The organism is Chitinophaga oryzae (assembly GCF_012516375.2).
In the GTDB taxonomy this organism is placed as follows: domain Bacteria; phylum Bacteroidota; class Bacteroidia; order Chitinophagales; family Chitinophagaceae; genus Chitinophaga; species Chitinophaga oryzae.
Genome location: NZ_CP051204.2, coordinates 4,131,018 through 4,146,429 on the forward strand (window position 1 = coordinate 4,131,018; position 15,412 = coordinate 4,146,429).

The window sequence follows — 15,412 nt, forward strand, 5'->3', positions numbered from 1 at the left end:
TTTACCACCTGTTTTCAGGGGGACTTCGGGATTTGGAACTTGTTATCCGGGATTTAGTTACTTTTGCAGCTTCAAAATTACTGAAATTGGAACGGAAAGTAAAAGTTGCGGCTGTAAGTTATTTGAATACGAAGCCTTTATTATACGGATTCAGGAATCATCCGGTCATGGAACAGATGGAATTGTCAGTGGATTATCCTGCTAAGATCGCCCAGCAGCTGATAGATGGTGAGGTAGATGTGGCCCTTGTGCCGGTGGCTATTATCCCTAAACTGAAAGAACACCATATTATAGCGGATTATGGCATTGGCGCAGAAGGCCCGGTAGCCTCCGTATGCCTCTACAGCGACGTGCCCCTGAACGAAATTAAAAGAATCTACCTGGACTACCAGAGCCGTACGTCTGTGGCCCTGCTGAAAATACTGGTAAAAGAACACTGGAAGCTGGAGGTAGAATTGGTACCCACCACCGGCGACTATGAGGACAAAATCAAAGGTACCGACGCCGGGCTCGTTATCGGCGACCGCGCCCTGGCACAACGGAAAGTGTCTCCCTTCATCTTTGACCTCGCCGAGCACTGGATGCGCTTTACCAGCCTGCCTTTTCTCTTTGCGGCATGGATCAGCAATAAACAGCTGCCGGAGGCCTTCATTCAGCAGTTCAACGACGCCACCAGCATCGGCATCAAAAATATTCCTGCCGTAGTAGCGGAAAATCCGTACGACCTGTACGACCTCACCACTTACTACGTACATAACCTGAGCTATCCGATCACCCCGGCCAAGCGCCAGGGCATGCAGAAATTCCTGTCCTATATCAGAGATTTGGGCATTTGATTATTTGGTTATTGGGGTATTGGGGTATTTAAATGCGGCAGAGGTAAGACTTCGCTGGATTTAAATAATCAAATAACCAAATGAAAAAATAGCTAAATTCATAGTTCAACAAATTCTCCCGCGGTCATGAGAATCGGTATTCTCGGCAGTGGTCCTGTTGGACTGACACTTGGAAAGGGCCTTATCCAGACGGGCCACCAGATAACCATTGGTACCCGCAACCCGGCCAGGGAGGGCGTGCAGCAATGGATCCGGCAACAGGGGCAACAAGCTGCCGCCGGTACTTTCCGCCAGGCTGCCGAATTCGGAGAGCTGATCATCATCTGCACCAGCTGGCCCGGCACCAAAAAGGCCATCGAAGCCGCCGGTATATGGAACTTCAAAGGCAAAACCGTAGTAGATGTGACCAACCCCGTAGATGGTAAAGGCCCTGATGAACATGGCCGCCTTAACCTCCTGATCGGGCATACCAACTCCGCCGGTGAACAGATCCAGGCCTGGCTTCCCCCGGATGCCAAAGTAGTTAAAGCCCTCAGCTGTATCGGATACCAGCACATGCTTTCCCCTGATTTTGCCGAAGGTTCTCCCACCATGTTTATCGCCGGCAACAACGCCGAAGCGAAACAAACAGTGGTAGACCTGCTTAACGAATTCGGCTGGAAAGATGTGGCCGACATGGGGCATATAGAAATGAGCCGCAGCATAGAACCACTGGCCGTGTTGTGGACCGCCTACGGGTATCTGCATAACAGCAGCGGACACGCGTTTAAATTATTAAAGAAGTAAGGTATACATCTACCTAAAGCAAAGCGGGTAACATACTATGTTACCCGCTTTGCTTTATATTACAGACAGCGTATTTCTCCCCCTATTTATTATCTGTCGCCTCTCTTTTCTTTACATGGATATAAAACCCTTTGTCCACCTCAAACTGATTCGGGTCGGGCAGGGTGATGCTGGCGGTGCGCCAGCTGGTAGCTGGATAGATCAGTTTATATCCGTTCTCGCTCAGCTTAACGCGCACGGGCATATTAAAATCCTTCACGCAGTTGGTCCAGCGATACTGTACCTGTTGACCGATGATCCGGTACTCCAGCGTAGGGATAACGGTATCCCGCAGGTACTGGTCGAAAACGCGGCCCAGGTCGAAGCCGGCAGCGTTGCTCATAAACCGCTCCACTTCCTGCGTAGTCACTGTTTTGTGATAGAATGTTTTGTTCAGGCCTCTCAGCATCTGGCGGAAAGCTTCATCGTTGTTCATGATGAGCCGGATGTTGTGGATCATATTGGCGCCTTTGGGGTACATGTCGCTACTGCCTTCTGTATTAACACCATAAGGCCCGATGATCGGCACATCATTTTTAATGATCTGGCGGATGCCGGCCACATATTCTTCACCAGCTTTAATACCGTACTGGCATTGGGTGAACAGTGTTTCGGAGTAGTTGGTGAAAGACTCATGTATCCACATGTCGGCGATGTCTTTGCTGGTGATGCTGTTGCCAAACCATTCATGGCCGCTTTCATGGATTATGAGGAAGTCCCATTTAAGGCCCCATCCGGTGCCGGAGAGGTCCCTGCCCATGTAGCCCATCTTGAATTTGTTGCCATAAGCTACAGCGCTCTGGTGTTCCATGCCGAGGAACGGCGTTTCCACGAGCTTGTAGGAGTCTTTATAGAAGGGATACTTGCCGAACCAGTATTCAAAACATTTGAGCATGGGCTTCACCACTTTGAAATGTTCTTTCGCTTTGTCCACGTTGTAATCCAGCACCCAGTAGCTCAGGTCCAGTTTACCGCCTTCGCCGGAATAGGTGTCTTTTATCTCGCTGTAGTGCCCTACGTTGATAGCCACATCGTAGTTGTTAATGGGGTTGCTGACATACCAGGTATAGGTGACGGTACCATCGGGGTTATCCGTTTTTTTCTTCAGCCGCCCGTTGGACACGTCGGTCATTTCAGCCGGCACGGTCACATGGATACTCATGTTTTCCGGCTCGTCGCTCTGATGGTCTTTATTGGGCCACCACGCGCTGGCTCCGAAGTGCTGAACGGCGGTAGCCACCCAGGGGCGTTGCTGTTCATCCCGCGCCCACACCACGCCGCCATCCCAGGGGGCGTTTTTAGCCTTATGCGGTTTGCCGCTATAGAATACAGTGAGATGTTTGGTTTTGTCCTTTACCTGGGGCGATTTCATTCTTACCAGCCAGGCGTTGCCGTTGCGGGTAAAGGCCAGCGACTGCCTGTCCTGTAAGATACTGTCGATCACCATCGGCACCTGCAGGTCTATCTGCATTACCGTATCGGGTTTCAGTACTTTATAGGCAATGGTATTGAATCCGCTGAAGGTGCTGTCTTCCAGGTGGACCTGTACATGAAGGTCATAGGAGGTCACGTCCCACCAGGCTCTCTCTTTTGTGATAGAACCCCTTAACGTGTCTGCTTGGGTGAATTGTTGCTGGGCGCTGACAGTACCGGCTGTCAGCAGCGCCATACAAAACATGGTAATGCCGCGCATAATTAATGAGCTATTTTATGCGGAAAGATATTAATTTACTGCCAAATGAAAAGTTGTTATTGTCAGGTGGTTATATCTGTTCTTTGCCTGTTGGGGCTGTGCAGCCTGCTGCTCGGTTCCTGCGGACAGGCGGAAAGCCACCATCAGCAGGTATTCCGGTATAATCAGACAGAGGGGATCAGCAGCCTGGACCCTGCCTTTGCGAAAAGCCAGGCGGTTATCTGGGCGGTAAGCCAGTTATATAATACATTGGTAGCGCCGGATACGAACCTGGCCATCCGTCCTTCCCTGGCCAAAGGGTGGCAGGTATCGGACGATCACCGCACTTATACCTTCGATCTGCGGACGGACGTTTATTTTCATGACAGCGATATTTTCCCCGGCGGCAAAGGGCGGCGGATGACCGCGCGGGACGTGGTATACAGCCTGCAACGCATCACCGATCCGGCCACGGCCTCCCCGGGCGCCTGGATCTTCAATGGGCGTATTGCGGCAGACAGCGGCTTCCGCGCGCTGAACGACTCCACTTTTCAACTGACGCTGGTAAGACCTTTCCATCCGATACTGGGTATCCTGAGCATGCAGTATTGTTCGGTAGTGCCACATGAGGCGGTGGAAAAATACGGGAAAGACTTCCGGAGCCATCCCTGCGGTACCGGGCCGTTTAAGTTCTTTTTCTGGGATGAAGGGCAGGGGCTGGTCTTCCACCGTAACCCGAAATATTTTGAGCGCGATGCAAAGGGGCACCGCCTGCCTTATCTCGATGCGGTGCAGATCAGTTTCCTCGACAGCAAAGCGTCCGAATTCCTGCTGTTCCGCCAGGGGCAGCTGGATTTTATCAATGATATCGACGCGTCCTTTAAAGATGAAATACTCACCAAGCAGGGAACACTGAAGCAGGAGTGGAGCGATAAGATGGTGCTCGACAAAAAGCCCTTCCTGAATACGGAATACCTGGGCTTCCTGGTAGACAGCAACAATGCGCTGGTGAAAAATGCGCCGGTAAGGATAAGGAAGATACGACAGGCCATCAACTACGGTTTCGACCGTACGAAAATGATCACCTACCTGCGTAACGGAAAAGGAACGCCGGCATCGGCCGGTTTTGTGCCGGCCGGGTTGCCGTCATTCGATACCGCCAAAGTGAAGGGGTATACCTACGATCCGGGCAAAGCCCGGCAGCTGCTCGCCGAAGCCGGTTTCCCCGGTGGCAAGGGACTGCCCGTCATTAAATTATTATCGATTCCCATCTATGCGGACATGGCCGATTATGTAGCCAACCAGTTGCAGGAGATCGGCATCCGTTTACAGGTGGAGGTAGTACAGAAAAGCCTGCTGCTGGAGCAGACGGCCAAATCGCAGGCGCTCTTTTTCCGCGGCAGCTGGATCGCCGACTATCCCGACGCGGAAAGCTACCTGGCGATGTTCTACAGCCGTAATCCTGCGCCGCCGAACTATACCCGCTACGCCAACCCGGCTTTTGACAAGCTGTATGAACAGGCGCTGGAGGAAAACAATGACAGCCTGCGATATCTGCTTTACCAGGAGATGGACCGCCGGATCATCGCGGACGCGCCGGTGGTACCGTTGTTCTATGATCAGGCCATGCGGCTGGTACAGCCTCATGTGTCCGGTTTATATAATAACGGTATGAACCTGCTGGAGCTGCGGTTCGTACGCAAGAAATAGTTTTTTAACATTTCATTCACTATACGAATTTGTAAAACTGCATGAAAGCCCGGTATTTAAGTATACCTTTGGAGATTATTTGTCAATTTTTAAAGCATTCTAATGACGGCGATCCTGATATTCTTCTGTGTGCACTGGTTCTTTTCACTGTTCTTCCACACGTTTTATCTGCACCGTTATGCATCTCATCAGATGTATACCACCAATAAATTCTGGGAACGTTTCTTTTATTTCTGTACCTGGTTTTTCCAGGGGTCTTCCTATCTCATCCCACGTGCTTACGGGGTGATGCACCGGATGCACCACGAGTACAGCGATACAGAGAAAGATCCGCACTCTCCGCATTTCTTTAAGGACGTATGGACCATGATGGTACAGACCCGTAAGATCTATAATGGCTTCGTGACACGTACCAGCACTGTGGACGCTGTATTTCTCGAAGAGCCGCTGCCTGAATGGGAAGCGATGGATAGATTTGGCGACAGCAACATCACCCGCTTTGCATGGATGGCCATCTACGTAGCATTTTACGTTGCGTTCGTGCCTGCCGGCATGTGGTATCTGTACCTGCTGCTCCCGATCCACTTTCTGATGGGCCCTGTACAGGGTGCTATCGTAAACTGGTGCGGTCATAAATATGGCTACAGCAACTTTGATAACGGTGATAAATCCAAAAACACGTCTCCCTGGGGTATCATCCTGCTGGGCGAACTGTTCCAGAACAACCACCACAAATTCAAAGACAGTCCTAACTTCGCCAAAAAATGGTATGAGCTGGACCCTAGCTACCAGGTGATGAAACTGTTCAACGTATTGGGCATCATCAAACTGAAACCTGCGATGGTTACACCGGCTGCCATGAAAAAAGCCGCCTGATCAACAGCGTACAATCAATCTGTTACAATAGAAAAATGTCTCACCGCAAGGGTGGGACATTTTTTTTACAGGCAGGGTATAAAAGAATAAAATTGTAATTTGGCACGTCGACATACCCTGGTCCCCATCATGAAGTACATCAAATTACTCCGGCCCGCACACTGGGCAAAGAACACCTTCCTGTTTATTCCGCTGTTTTTTGCCGGAGAGATCTTCAATGTCGCCAAAGTACTGGAACTGCTGCTGGCTTTTATGGCGTTTAGCATCACTGCCAGCAGTATCTATGTTATCAATGACTACCAGGACATTGAGGCTGACCGGCAACATCCGGTGAAATGTAAGCGACCCCTGGCATCCGGAGAAATATCCCGGCCGGCGGGACTGATAATATTTATAGGCTGCCTTGCCGTAGGCGGAGCGCTGGCATGGATGGTGGGCGCCAAGTTTGCCTTTGTGCTGGGCATCTATTTCCTCATGAACCTGTTTTACAGCTTCGGGCTGAAGAATATCTCCATCCTGGACATCATTATCCTGGCCATCGGTTTTGTATTGAGGGTAAAGGCCGGCGGTATTGCCGGCGGCATCGCCATCTCTGAATGGCTGATGGTGATGATCTTCCTGCTGGCACTGTTCATGGCGATCGCCAAACGGCGCGACGACGTGCTGATCCGCCTGCAGTCAGGGCAGGAGATGCGCAAGGCCGCCAGGGGCTATAATCCGGATTTCCTGAACGTGATGCTGTCGCTTGTGTCGGCCGTAATTATCGTGTGCTACCTGATGTATACGATGGCCCCGGAAACGCAGGTCCGTTTTCATACTTACCGTCTGTATTACACAACCCTTTTTGTAATTGGCGGATTATTACGATATTTGCAAATAACCTACGTGGAGAACAACACTGGTTCTCCCACCAAGATCCTATATAAAGACCGTTTTATTCAATTAACCATACTCCTGTGGGTACTGAGTTTTTATGTGCTGATTTATTGGCCCACTAATAAAGTTTTTTTTGAATAATGCAAAAGCGGTTAGCTAACTGGGGTAATTACCCCGCCATCATATCAGAAGAAAGTGCGTATACGCAGGAAGAGCAGCTACGGTCGTTCGTAGTGGCGCATCATGGGTTTATAGCCCGCGGCAATGGCCGTTGTTACGGAGATGCTTCCCTGGGAAAGCACAGCCTTTCGATGCTCAAATACGACAAGATCCTCTCTTTCGATACCGTTGCCGGCGTACTGGAAACCCAGGCCGGCGTTACACTGGACCAGATACTGGACATTATCGTTCCCAAAGGATGGTTCCTGCCGGTAACACCAGGTACCAAGTTTATTACCGTCGGCGGAGCGGTAGCCTCCGACGTGCATGGGAAGAACCATCACATGGAAGGCGCATTCTCGGGCCACATTACCGAGATGGACGTGATCACCGGTGATGGCGCCACCATCACCTGTTCCCCCTCACTGCATACTGACCTGTACTGGGCTACCTGCGGAGGGATGGGACTTACCGGGGTGATCACCCGTGTGAAGTTCGGGCTCAAAAAGATAGAGACGGCTTACATCAAACAGAAACAGATCAAGGCCCGGAACCTCGAAGAGGTGATACGGCTGTTTGACGAATATAAACACTACACCTATTCCATGGCGTGGATCGACTGCCTGCAGAAAGGAGACTCCTTTGGCCGCAGTATCCTGATCGTGGGAGAGCACGCCACCAAAGCGGAGCTGAATCCCAAACAAGGCCAGGCCCCGCTGCAGCTGCCGGCCAAACCCCGGCTGACGGTACCGTTCAATCTGCCTTCTTTTATACTGAATACTTTTACAGTAAAGGCTTTCAACTGGTTGTACTACGGTAAGAACTTCAAAAAGGAGATCAACAATGTGGTGCCTTATGAACCGTTCTTCTACCCGCTGGATGCTATTCTGCACTGGAACCGCGGCTACGGGAAGGCTGGTTTCATACAATACCAGTTTGTGTTGCCGTTGGAGCAAAAAGAAGGGCTGGTGGCTATTCTCCGGCGTATCAGCGAAAAAGGATGGGGATCTTTCCTGGCGGTGTTAAAAGTCTTCGGGCAGCAGGACTCCCTGATTTCTTTCCCGATGGAGGGGTATACGCTGGCGTTGGATTTCCCGGTACGGAAAGGGCTGTTTGCATTCCTGGACGAGTTGGACGAGATCGTGTTGCAGTACGGTGGCCGCCTGTATCTTTCAAAAGACGCCCGCATGAAGCAGGAAGTTTTCTGGAAGAGTTACCCCAACGCCAGGCGATTTGCGGAGATCGTAAACACCTACAATCCCGGTAAGCGGTTTGAGTCGCTGCAATCAGAAAGACTGCATATCATTTAGTCATTTAGTTATTTAGTTATTTGGTCATTTTAACGTTCCCCCACAATTAAATAGCGCAGTGACAAAATATCTAAATAACAAAATATCCAAATAAATAAATGCCTACGGTTCTTCTTTTAGGCGCAGGTTCGGACATGGCAGTAGCCATTGCACGCCGGTTTGCCGCTACTCAATATAACGTACAACTGGCTGGCCGTCAGCCTGCTGCCCTGCAACCGTTGCAGCAGGACCTCCAGGTACGGTACGGGATAACCGCCACCGTTCATGCCTTCGACGCTACTGCCTACGATACCCATGCCGCTTTTTATGCCGCGCTTCCGGTGCAACCGGATATTACTGTTTGTGCTTTCGGTTACCTGGGAGACCAGGAACAGGCGCAGGAGAACTGGGCAGAAACGGCCCGTATCCTGGATGCCAACTTCACGGGCGCGGTGTCTATATTAAATGTGGTGGCCAATGCGTATGAAGCGGGAAAAGCGGGTACAATTGTGGGCATTAGTTCCGTGGCCGGTGAAAGAGGGCGGCAAAGCAATTATATATACGGCAGCGCCAAGGCGGGTTTCACGGCTTACCTCAGCGGGTTGCGCAACCGTCTTTTTCGTAGCGGCGTGCACGTAATGAGCGTGCTGCCGGGGTTTGTAAACACCGCTATGACACAGCATCTGACTTTGCCGCCACTGCTGACCGCGCAGCCGGAGCTGGTAGCCAACGCGGTGTTTAAAGCAGTGCAGCGGAAAAAAAATGTGCTGTTCGTAAAATGGCCCTGGAAATATATTATGCTGATTATTAAGCTGATACCTGAGTTTATCTTTAAAAAATTAAGACTGTGACGGGCATTGCATTCTTCGATTTTGACGGTACGATCACCTACAGGGATACCCTATGGGAGATCATCCGTTTTCAAAAGGGGAGCGCCGCATTGTATACCGGTATGGCCAGCCTGCTGCCGGGACTGGTCCGTTTTAAGTTAGGGAGACAGACGGCGCAGGAGAGCAAGGAACAGGTGCTGCGGTATTTCTTTGGCGGCATGCCGGAGGAGCAGTTTACGGAGAACTGTCAGCGCTTCTGCCGCGAGCGGTTACCCGCGTTGGTAAGGGAAGCGGCATTGACGGCCATCCGGAAACATCAGCAGCAGGGCCGGCAGGTGGTGGTGGTGACGGCTTCCGCCCGTGACTGGGTGGCGCCCTGGTGCGACACGTTGGGGATCGGCTGTATAGCCAGCCAGCTGGAAATAGCCGATGGCCGTATCACCGGCAGGATCTCCGGTGTTAACTGCAACGGCCAGGAGAAGGTGGTCCGCATCCGGCAGCAGTTTAACCTTTACGACTATACGGACATCTATGCCTATGGCGACACCAACGGCGACCGGCCAATGCTGGCGCTGGCGCAATACCCCGTATATAAACCTTTCAGAAATAAAGGATAACATCTCCTTATAACAGATACAGTATGTCCAATTCGTTTCCCAATGCCCGCAAATGGGCGGTTTTAGAAATCCTGATCATTGTGTTGCTGGCGCTGGTGCCATTGTTTACCACCTTTCCCTATCGCGTTAATATCTTTCTGTCATGGGAGGGCGCCTACCGGCTGTCTCAGGGACAGGTACCTTTTAAAGACTACGGCTCACCGCTGGGATATGGTTTCTGGATCATTCCCGCCTTCTTTTTCAAATTGTTCGGGCCGCAAATGATCACCCTGGTGAAAGCGCAGGTGTTCATTAATATTATCGCGGGCCTGTCATTCCGCTCTATACTGAAAACGCTGAACGTGACGCCGGGAGTACGGCTGCTGTCGGTGCTGGTATTTGTGATGTCTTATTCGTTCTTTAACTTCTGGCCCTGGTACAATCATACGGTGATCGTGTATGAGCTGGTGGCTATCAGCTTTTTGCTGCGCTCCTTTTTTGCAGAAGGTAAGGGCGGCCGTTACCTGTTGCTGGCGCTGGCGGCCTTGTTTGTCTTTTTATCGCTTTTCACCAAACAGGATGGCGGTGGTATGGCGCTCATGCTATGCCTTGCGTTGCTGGCTTATAACTCGCTGGAAACCCGCCGCTGGTTGGATATCCCGGTGTTTCTCGGTTTTTTCGTGGTGATCGCCTTGTTGTTTATCGTTCCGCTGATGTCGGGATTTGCCTACTGGTTTAATCATGGGCAGGCGCCTCACAGCTCCCGGCTGGCGCTGAACGATTTTACCGATGAGATCATGGGCGGGTCCAACTGGATCAAGATCTATGTATTGCTGGCGGCGCTTTGCCTGTTTGCCGGTGTCAAACAATGGGGCGCCTTTATACATGAGCGCAGGGAAGTGCTGTTCGCGCTGCTGACGCTGGGGATTTTAGGAGAGGCGGCCATCTTCCAGGTGACCAGCTACACGCCGCCGGATAATAATATATTCTTCCATAGTTTCGCTTTTGCATTCATTGCCAGTTGGTTGTGCCGGTTATTGTCAGTTCCGCTCAGCACGGGCAGCTCTTTAGCAGTGGCTACGGCGCTGATTTTATTCTGGTGGTCCGGCACCTGGTGGAAGTACATCGGCCGGTATACCGACCGGTTGTTCCCCGTAAAGGAAGCTGCCTATGCGCCTGGTGATTCCACGCATGAAAATGTGGTGTCGCGCCGTAACTATATGGTGAATACCGATACGACGGACGTACCGGTGTCGCAGTGGACGTTTTCCAGGCTGCCGGTGTTCCATAAGATCTATATGCCGGCACAAACGGTGGCGGGCATAGACCGCGTACTGGCGTTACCGGTAGTGCAGCAGAAAAAAGACAGTATCCGGGTACTGAACATGACTGAGCTGACGCCGCTGGCAGCGGCAATGCCTTTCAGACTGGAAACAGGGCAGGACTATCCGCTGTGGTATCACCTGGGAGTGGGGATGTTCAACCGTCAGCTGGCGGCGTTTAAGGAGAAAGTACGCGGTCATCATTATGATATCGTGCTTTACGAGTATGCGCCAACGTTAAACAACTTTTTCCCGTTTGCCCTGAGAGGGGAACTGAAGCAGCACTATCAGCTGGTGGATTCCTTCCTGGCGCCGCGCCGGCCGACCAATGCCATGATTGAAGTGTATGTGGCAGACGGCGTTCAGCCCCCTGAGCTGAACGTGCTGCCGCAGAGGGCAGATACATTAAGATAATGACTATATTTTCCTTGTATTGAAATATTATAAAAGCGGCGCCGGGGAAGGTGCCGCTTTTTGTTTTATCTTGTTGTGTTCCCGGTAGCAGCTATACCAGGAAGATATCTTATCATGATGCCTTCGGCGGAAGAAAAACAAATCAACTGTACATATGAAAATCCTGATGATAGGCACTACCGGCGCCATTGGCGCCAGGGTGCGGCAAGCGCTTACGGAACGGCATGAAGTGATTGCTGCCGGCCGTAACAGCGGTGATGTTCGTGTAGACATTACCGATGAGGCTTCGATTGAACAGCTGTATAAAACCGTAGGCAACATAGATGCTGTGGTGGTGACCGCCGGTTCTTCCGGAATGGAAAGTTTCCAGCGGCTGCAGGCGGCAGATGTGATGACGGCGGTCCAATCCAAGCTGATGGGGCAGGTGAATGTCGTCCTGAAAGGGCAGCATCACCTGAATGACAATGGGTCTTTTACGCTGACCTCCGGTATATTGGCTGATGAACCCGCCCGCGATACAGTCGCAGGCGCCATTGTCAGCGGGGCGGTCAATAGTTTCGTAATGGCTGCGGCGACTGAGTTACGGCGGGGCATCCGTATCAATGCCGTAAGCCCGGGATTGGCGGCAGATTCTGCCGATGCCATCGGCCACCTGTTCCCCGGCTTTCACCCGGTGCCCATGAGCAGGCTGGTCACAGCATATCGGAGGTGCATCGAAGGGGTGATTACAGGGCAGGTGGTCAGGGTGCATGGGTGACAAACCGAAGATATCCACCCTCAAAATTACCGACTTCATTATATTCAGGAGTTACGTATTGGTAACTACCGGACGACATCTGTCGTCCTTTTTTTATTTCCGCTGTTGTCAATTTTCTGAAAGAATGGCGACAAATGTCTGCTCGATTACAAAGAGTAATCGGTCATTCTGACAGATTAAATTTGGCTGCCCTCAAACGTGTACTACGATATTTTTCACCATCTAATTATTTTAAAGAAATATTTGTATATTTAATAATATAATTATATTTTGTATTTATAAATTTCTACAAATACTTCCATTTTTTGATGTAATATTGCTGCCGCCCGCTATTCCGTATGTGAGGTGACAGGCACCACACAAAACATGCTTTCCCTTAAACGAAATCTGCCTTAAAATACTATCATTGCTGCCTGAAAACAACCACTCCGTGTGGTTGTTTTTAACTTTATAATTAATTGATTTTAAATTGTTTGTTATAAAAACTGTGAAGTGGAAGTTTAAGTCTTGGAAATCGCTCAAAAACAGCTGGGTTTTATTAACCACTAAAATTAATTTTACTGGTTAATATAATGCCTTACATTTGTGCAGAAGACCATTTCAAACAACGGGTTATGTCTACAGAAAAAAGCATTGCCACTTTACGGTTTGACGGCGGAATACTATGCCTCGATTTTGTGAACACGATCAGTAACCGCAACAAGTCTGCTCCCTTTGATTACCTTTCCGGTTTCAGGGAGTTATTAGCGTGGTATGGCCGTACGGGCGTAATTACTGCCAAAGTGTCCCAAACTTTGGAACGGCTGGCCAGGGGTTACCCGCAGAAAGCGGCGGTTGTTTTTGACAGAAGCATCGCGCTCCGTGAGTTATTATTAAGGCTCTTTACCGCTGCTATCCATCGGAAAGCACCTGACCCTTCAGACATCGTTTTATTCAACAGTTATGTGGCTGATGCCTACGCCAACATCGAAGTTGCCTGGAAGCCGGCGCAACGGCAGGGGGAACTTTTGTTCAACGCTCCGGCGCTGGAACAGTTGACCTGGTGGCTGGTAAAATCGGCCCTTGAATTGTACACCGGAAAAAGTTTGCAGCAGGTCCGTCAATGCCCGGCCTGCGGATGGTTGTTTCTCGACAAAAGCCGTAACGGCTCCCGTAAATGGTGCAGTATGAGCAGCTGTGGGGACATTAATAAAGTACAGCAATTCCATCAGCGTAACAAAAAGAAAACAAAATGACCGCGTCATCCACACCTGCCAGCTATAGTTCAAAGACATTCCTGTATCTGCTGGCAGTATATATTATATGGGGATCTACCTACCTGGGAATGAAGATCGCCACAGAAACGGTGCCTCCCTTTTTGTTGTCCGCGCTCCGCTTTTTTGCGGCCGGCGGTATCCTCTTGGTGATCGGGTACTCCAGGGAGCGGAGTATTCCTACCCAACGGCAGCTATGGTCAGCCATTTTCGTAGGTGTGTTACTGATAGGCATCGGTAATACCACCGTGGCGCTGGCGGTGCATTATATGCCGTCGGGTTTGGTGGCCCTGCTGGTGGCCGCCATGCCGGCCTGGTTTATGGGGCTGGACTGGGCCTTTTTCAGCAGGAAACGTCCGTCGTTGCTCACGGCCCTGGGAATTGTGCTGGGATTTGTAGGGTTGTTTTTACTGTTTAATCCGTTCTCGGCCGCCCATACCACGCGGAGCTTTCCGTTATGGCCTATCCTGGTAGTGGTAGCAGGGAATATTTGCTGGGCTACCGGTTCGTTGTTCGTGCAGCGGTTATCCATGCCAGCCCAGATGACCAGCACGGCGATACAGATGCTGGCAGGTGGCGCTTTCTCCTTGCTGGCCAGTGCTTTGCTGGAACCCGGCGCATGGGGTACACTACCGGGCATGTCTCAACGTAGTTGGCTGGCTTATGTTTATCTTGTCATGATCGGCTCACTGGTAGGCTATACCTCTTACAGCTGGCTTACCAGGAACGCGCCGCCACGGCTCACCTCCACCTATGCTTATGTAAACCCGGTGGTGGCCATGTTCCTGGGATGGGCCATCGGTCATGAAGTCATCGACAGCATGGTAGGCGTGTCGGCCGCCATCGTGATCGCCGGCGTAGTGCTGATGACGTTAAAGAAGTAATTTGTATTTTGTCTGGACAATCGTATTGTTATTATGGACAGGATTAACTGGGGCATCATCGGATGCGGTAATGTGACAGAAGTAAAAAGCGGGCCAGGCTTCCGGCTGGCGACCAACAGCGATGTGGTAGCTGTCATGCGCCGGAACAGGGCACTGGCGCAGGATTACGCGAAGCGCCACCAGGTGGACCGTTATTACGATGATGCTTACGATCTGTTGCAGGACCCCCATGTGAACGCTGTTTATATTGCCACGCCGCCCGGAAGTCACGAAGAATACGCGCTTGCTGCCATCGCGCGGGGCTTGCCGGTATATATAGAAAAACCGGTAGGCATCGATCTGGCAGCCGCCCGTCGTATAGCCGCCGCTGTGAGTGCAGCCGGTGTTCGTGCATGCGTGGCGCACTACCGGCGTCGTCTGCCCGCTTTTGTAGCCGTAAAACAATGGTTGACCGAAGGCCGTATTGGCCGGGTGCGTCATGCCGAACTGCGCCTCTGGAAAGACGCCCCCAAAGAGAACGCCGGTTGGCGCCTCGATCCCGCCTTGTCAGGCGGCGGCCACTTCCATGACCTGGCGCCACACCAGCTGGACATCCTCCTGTATTATTTCGGCGAGCCTGTCAGGGTGACCGGTACCAGTACCGGGAGGGACCCGCGTATAGCCGACCAGGTGAGGGGAGAGATACTGTTTCCTGGCGGGGTACTCTTTAATGGCAGCTGGAACTTTACCGCGCCCGCCGGAAAAGAAGAGGACATCTGCGTACTCACCGGAGATGCGGGTACCATCCGGTTTCATTTCTTCAGCGATTTCCATCTGGCGGAGCTGGAGACAGCCGCCGGAACAGAGCATTTCAGTTTTGATATGCCCGCTAACGTGCAGGCGCCCCTCATTGCCGAAGTGGCGCAGTATTTCCGCGGCCGGGGAGTCAACCCCTCTTCTGTGGAAGATGCCGTTAAAGGAATGCAGATGATAGAACAGTTGCTCGGCCAATAGATACCCATTATTTTTATAGGTGTTGAAACCCCTGCGTAGCAAGTATTTCGCAGGAAGGGGAGATATTTCCCTTTCTTTTCCTCTTGAAAATCACTATATTGCGAGAATCACACTTTGCAG

At 51.3% G+C, this 15,412-nt stretch carries 14 protein-coding genes; 13 read left to right on the forward strand and 1 reads right to left on the reverse strand.

Annotated features, from left to right (window positions below; translation table 11 throughout):
* Positions 1 to 122 precede the first annotated feature (122 nt).
* Positions 123 to 836, forward strand: coding sequence for a menaquinone biosynthetic enzyme MqnA/MqnD family protein (locus HF324_RS17195; RefSeq protein WP_246269645.1), 714 nt, complete (start codon positions 123 to 125; stop codon positions 834 to 836).
* A 126-nt stretch (positions 837 to 962) separates the two neighbouring features.
* Positions 963 to 1,622, forward strand: a complete 660-nt coding sequence (locus HF324_RS17200; protein WP_168803644.1) for an NADPH-dependent F420 reductase — start codon at positions 963 to 965, stop codon at positions 1,620 to 1,622.
* An 82-nt stretch (positions 1,623 to 1,704) separates the two neighbouring features.
* Here HF324_RS17200 and HF324_RS17205 read toward each other — a convergent pair whose 3' ends face one another.
* Entirely contained in the window at positions 1,705 to 3,354 is a 1,650-nt protein-coding gene (locus tag HF324_RS17205) for a M1 family metallopeptidase (protein WP_168860335.1), read from the reverse strand.
* Between the two features lie 45 nt (positions 3,355 to 3,399).
* On the opposite strand from HF324_RS17205, the gene HF324_RS17210 reads away from it, so the two are divergent.
* From HF324_RS17210 to HF324_RS17260, 11 genes are all read left to right on the forward strand, one after another.
* On the forward strand, positions 3,400 to 5,043 hold the full coding sequence (locus HF324_RS17210; protein WP_168860336.1) for an ABC transporter substrate-binding protein: 1,644 nt from the start codon (positions 3,400 to 3,402) through the stop codon (positions 5,041 to 5,043).
* A 102-nt stretch (positions 5,044 to 5,145) separates the two neighbouring features.
* Complete coding sequence (locus tag HF324_RS17215) at positions 5,146 to 5,919, forward strand: acyl-CoA desaturase (protein WP_168803647.1); 774 nt, start codon at positions 5,146 to 5,148, stop codon at positions 5,917 to 5,919.
* 129 nt (positions 5,920 to 6,048) lie between these two features.
* The gene (locus HF324_RS17220; protein ID WP_192023254.1) at positions 6,049 to 6,936 is read left to right on the forward strand and encodes a decaprenyl-phosphate phosphoribosyltransferase; all 888 of its coding nucleotides are present in this window, start codon (positions 6,049 to 6,051) and stop codon (positions 6,934 to 6,936) included.
* Complete coding sequence (locus HF324_RS17225; protein WP_168860337.1) at positions 6,936 to 8,264, forward strand: FAD-binding oxidoreductase; 1,329 nt, start codon at positions 6,936 to 6,938, stop codon at positions 8,262 to 8,264. Before HF324_RS17220 ends, HF324_RS17225 begins: the two co-directional genes overlap by 1 nt.
* Positions 8,265 to 8,362: 98 nt before the next feature.
* On the forward strand, positions 8,363 to 9,094 hold the full coding sequence (locus HF324_RS17230) for an SDR family oxidoreductase (protein ID WP_168860338.1): 732 nt from the start codon (positions 8,363 to 8,365) through the stop codon (positions 9,092 to 9,094).
* Positions 9,091 to 9,690, forward strand: a complete 600-nt coding sequence (locus HF324_RS17235) for an HAD-IB family hydrolase (protein WP_168803650.1) — start codon at positions 9,091 to 9,093, stop codon at positions 9,688 to 9,690. The genes HF324_RS17230 and HF324_RS17235 overlap by 4 nt, the downstream gene beginning before the upstream one ends.
* Before the next feature lie 23 nt (positions 9,691 to 9,713).
* Positions 9,714 to 11,405, forward strand: coding sequence for a hypothetical protein (locus HF324_RS17240; protein WP_168860339.1), 1,692 nt, complete (start codon positions 9,714 to 9,716; stop codon positions 11,403 to 11,405).
* A 154-nt stretch (positions 11,406 to 11,559) separates the two neighbouring features.
* A complete protein-coding gene (locus HF324_RS17245; protein ID WP_168803652.1) occupies positions 11,560 to 12,162 on the forward strand; it encodes a short chain dehydrogenase in 603 nt (200 codons plus the stop codon).
* A 614-nt stretch (positions 12,163 to 12,776) separates the two neighbouring features.
* Complete coding sequence (locus tag HF324_RS17250; RefSeq protein WP_168803653.1) at positions 12,777 to 13,397, forward strand: CGNR zinc finger domain-containing protein; 621 nt, start codon at positions 12,777 to 12,779, stop codon at positions 13,395 to 13,397.
* Entirely contained in the window at positions 13,394 to 14,299 is a 906-nt protein-coding gene (locus HF324_RS17255; RefSeq protein ID WP_168860340.1) for an EamA family transporter, read from the forward strand. Before HF324_RS17250 ends, HF324_RS17255 begins: the two co-directional genes overlap by 4 nt.
* A gap of 33 nt (positions 14,300 to 14,332) precedes the next feature.
* Positions 14,333 to 15,292 (forward strand): Gfo/Idh/MocA family protein, encoded by a 960-nt coding sequence (locus HF324_RS17260; RefSeq protein ID WP_168860341.1) that lies wholly within the window; start codon positions 14,333 to 14,335, stop codon positions 15,290 to 15,292.
* Positions 15,293 to 15,412: the final 120 nt, after the last annotated feature.

What these genes read in the sequence shown, in the direction of transcription:
- HF324_RS17200 (WP_168803644.1), top strand. Translation starts at nt 963, where the DNA reads ATGAGAATCGGTATTCTCGGCAGTGGTCCTGTTGGACTGACACTTGGA.
- HF324_RS17205 (WP_168860335.1), bottom strand. Translation starts at nt 3,354, where the DNA reads ATGCGCGGCATTACCATGTTTTGTATGGCGCTGCTGACAGCCGGTACT.
- HF324_RS17210 (WP_168860336.1), top strand. Translation starts at nt 3,400, where the DNA reads ATGAAAAGTTGTTATTGTCAGGTGGTTATATCTGTTCTTTGCCTGTTG.
- HF324_RS17215 (WP_168803647.1), top strand. Translation starts at nt 5,146, where the DNA reads ATGACGGCGATCCTGATATTCTTCTGTGTGCACTGGTTCTTTTCACTG.
- HF324_RS17220 (WP_192023254.1), top strand. Translation starts at nt 6,049, where the DNA reads ATGAAGTACATCAAATTACTCCGGCCCGCACACTGGGCAAAGAACACC.
- HF324_RS17225 (WP_168860337.1), top strand. Translation starts at nt 6,936, where the DNA reads ATGCAAAAGCGGTTAGCTAACTGGGGTAATTACCCCGCCATCATATCA.
- HF324_RS17230 (WP_168860338.1), top strand. Translation starts at nt 8,363, where the DNA reads ATGCCTACGGTTCTTCTTTTAGGCGCAGGTTCGGACATGGCAGTAGCC.
- HF324_RS17240 (WP_168860339.1), top strand. Translation starts at nt 9,714, where the DNA reads ATGTCCAATTCGTTTCCCAATGCCCGCAAATGGGCGGTTTTAGAAATC.
- HF324_RS17245 (WP_168803652.1), top strand. Translation starts at nt 11,560, where the DNA reads ATGAAAATCCTGATGATAGGCACTACCGGCGCCATTGGCGCCAGGGTG.
- HF324_RS17250 (WP_168803653.1), top strand. Translation starts at nt 12,777, where the DNA reads ATGTCTACAGAAAAAAGCATTGCCACTTTACGGTTTGACGGCGGAATA.
- HF324_RS17255 (WP_168860340.1), top strand. Translation starts at nt 13,394, where the DNA reads ATGACCGCGTCATCCACACCTGCCAGCTATAGTTCAAAGACATTCCTG.
- HF324_RS17260 (WP_168860341.1), top strand. Translation starts at nt 14,333, where the DNA reads ATGGACAGGATTAACTGGGGCATCATCGGATGCGGTAATGTGACAGAA.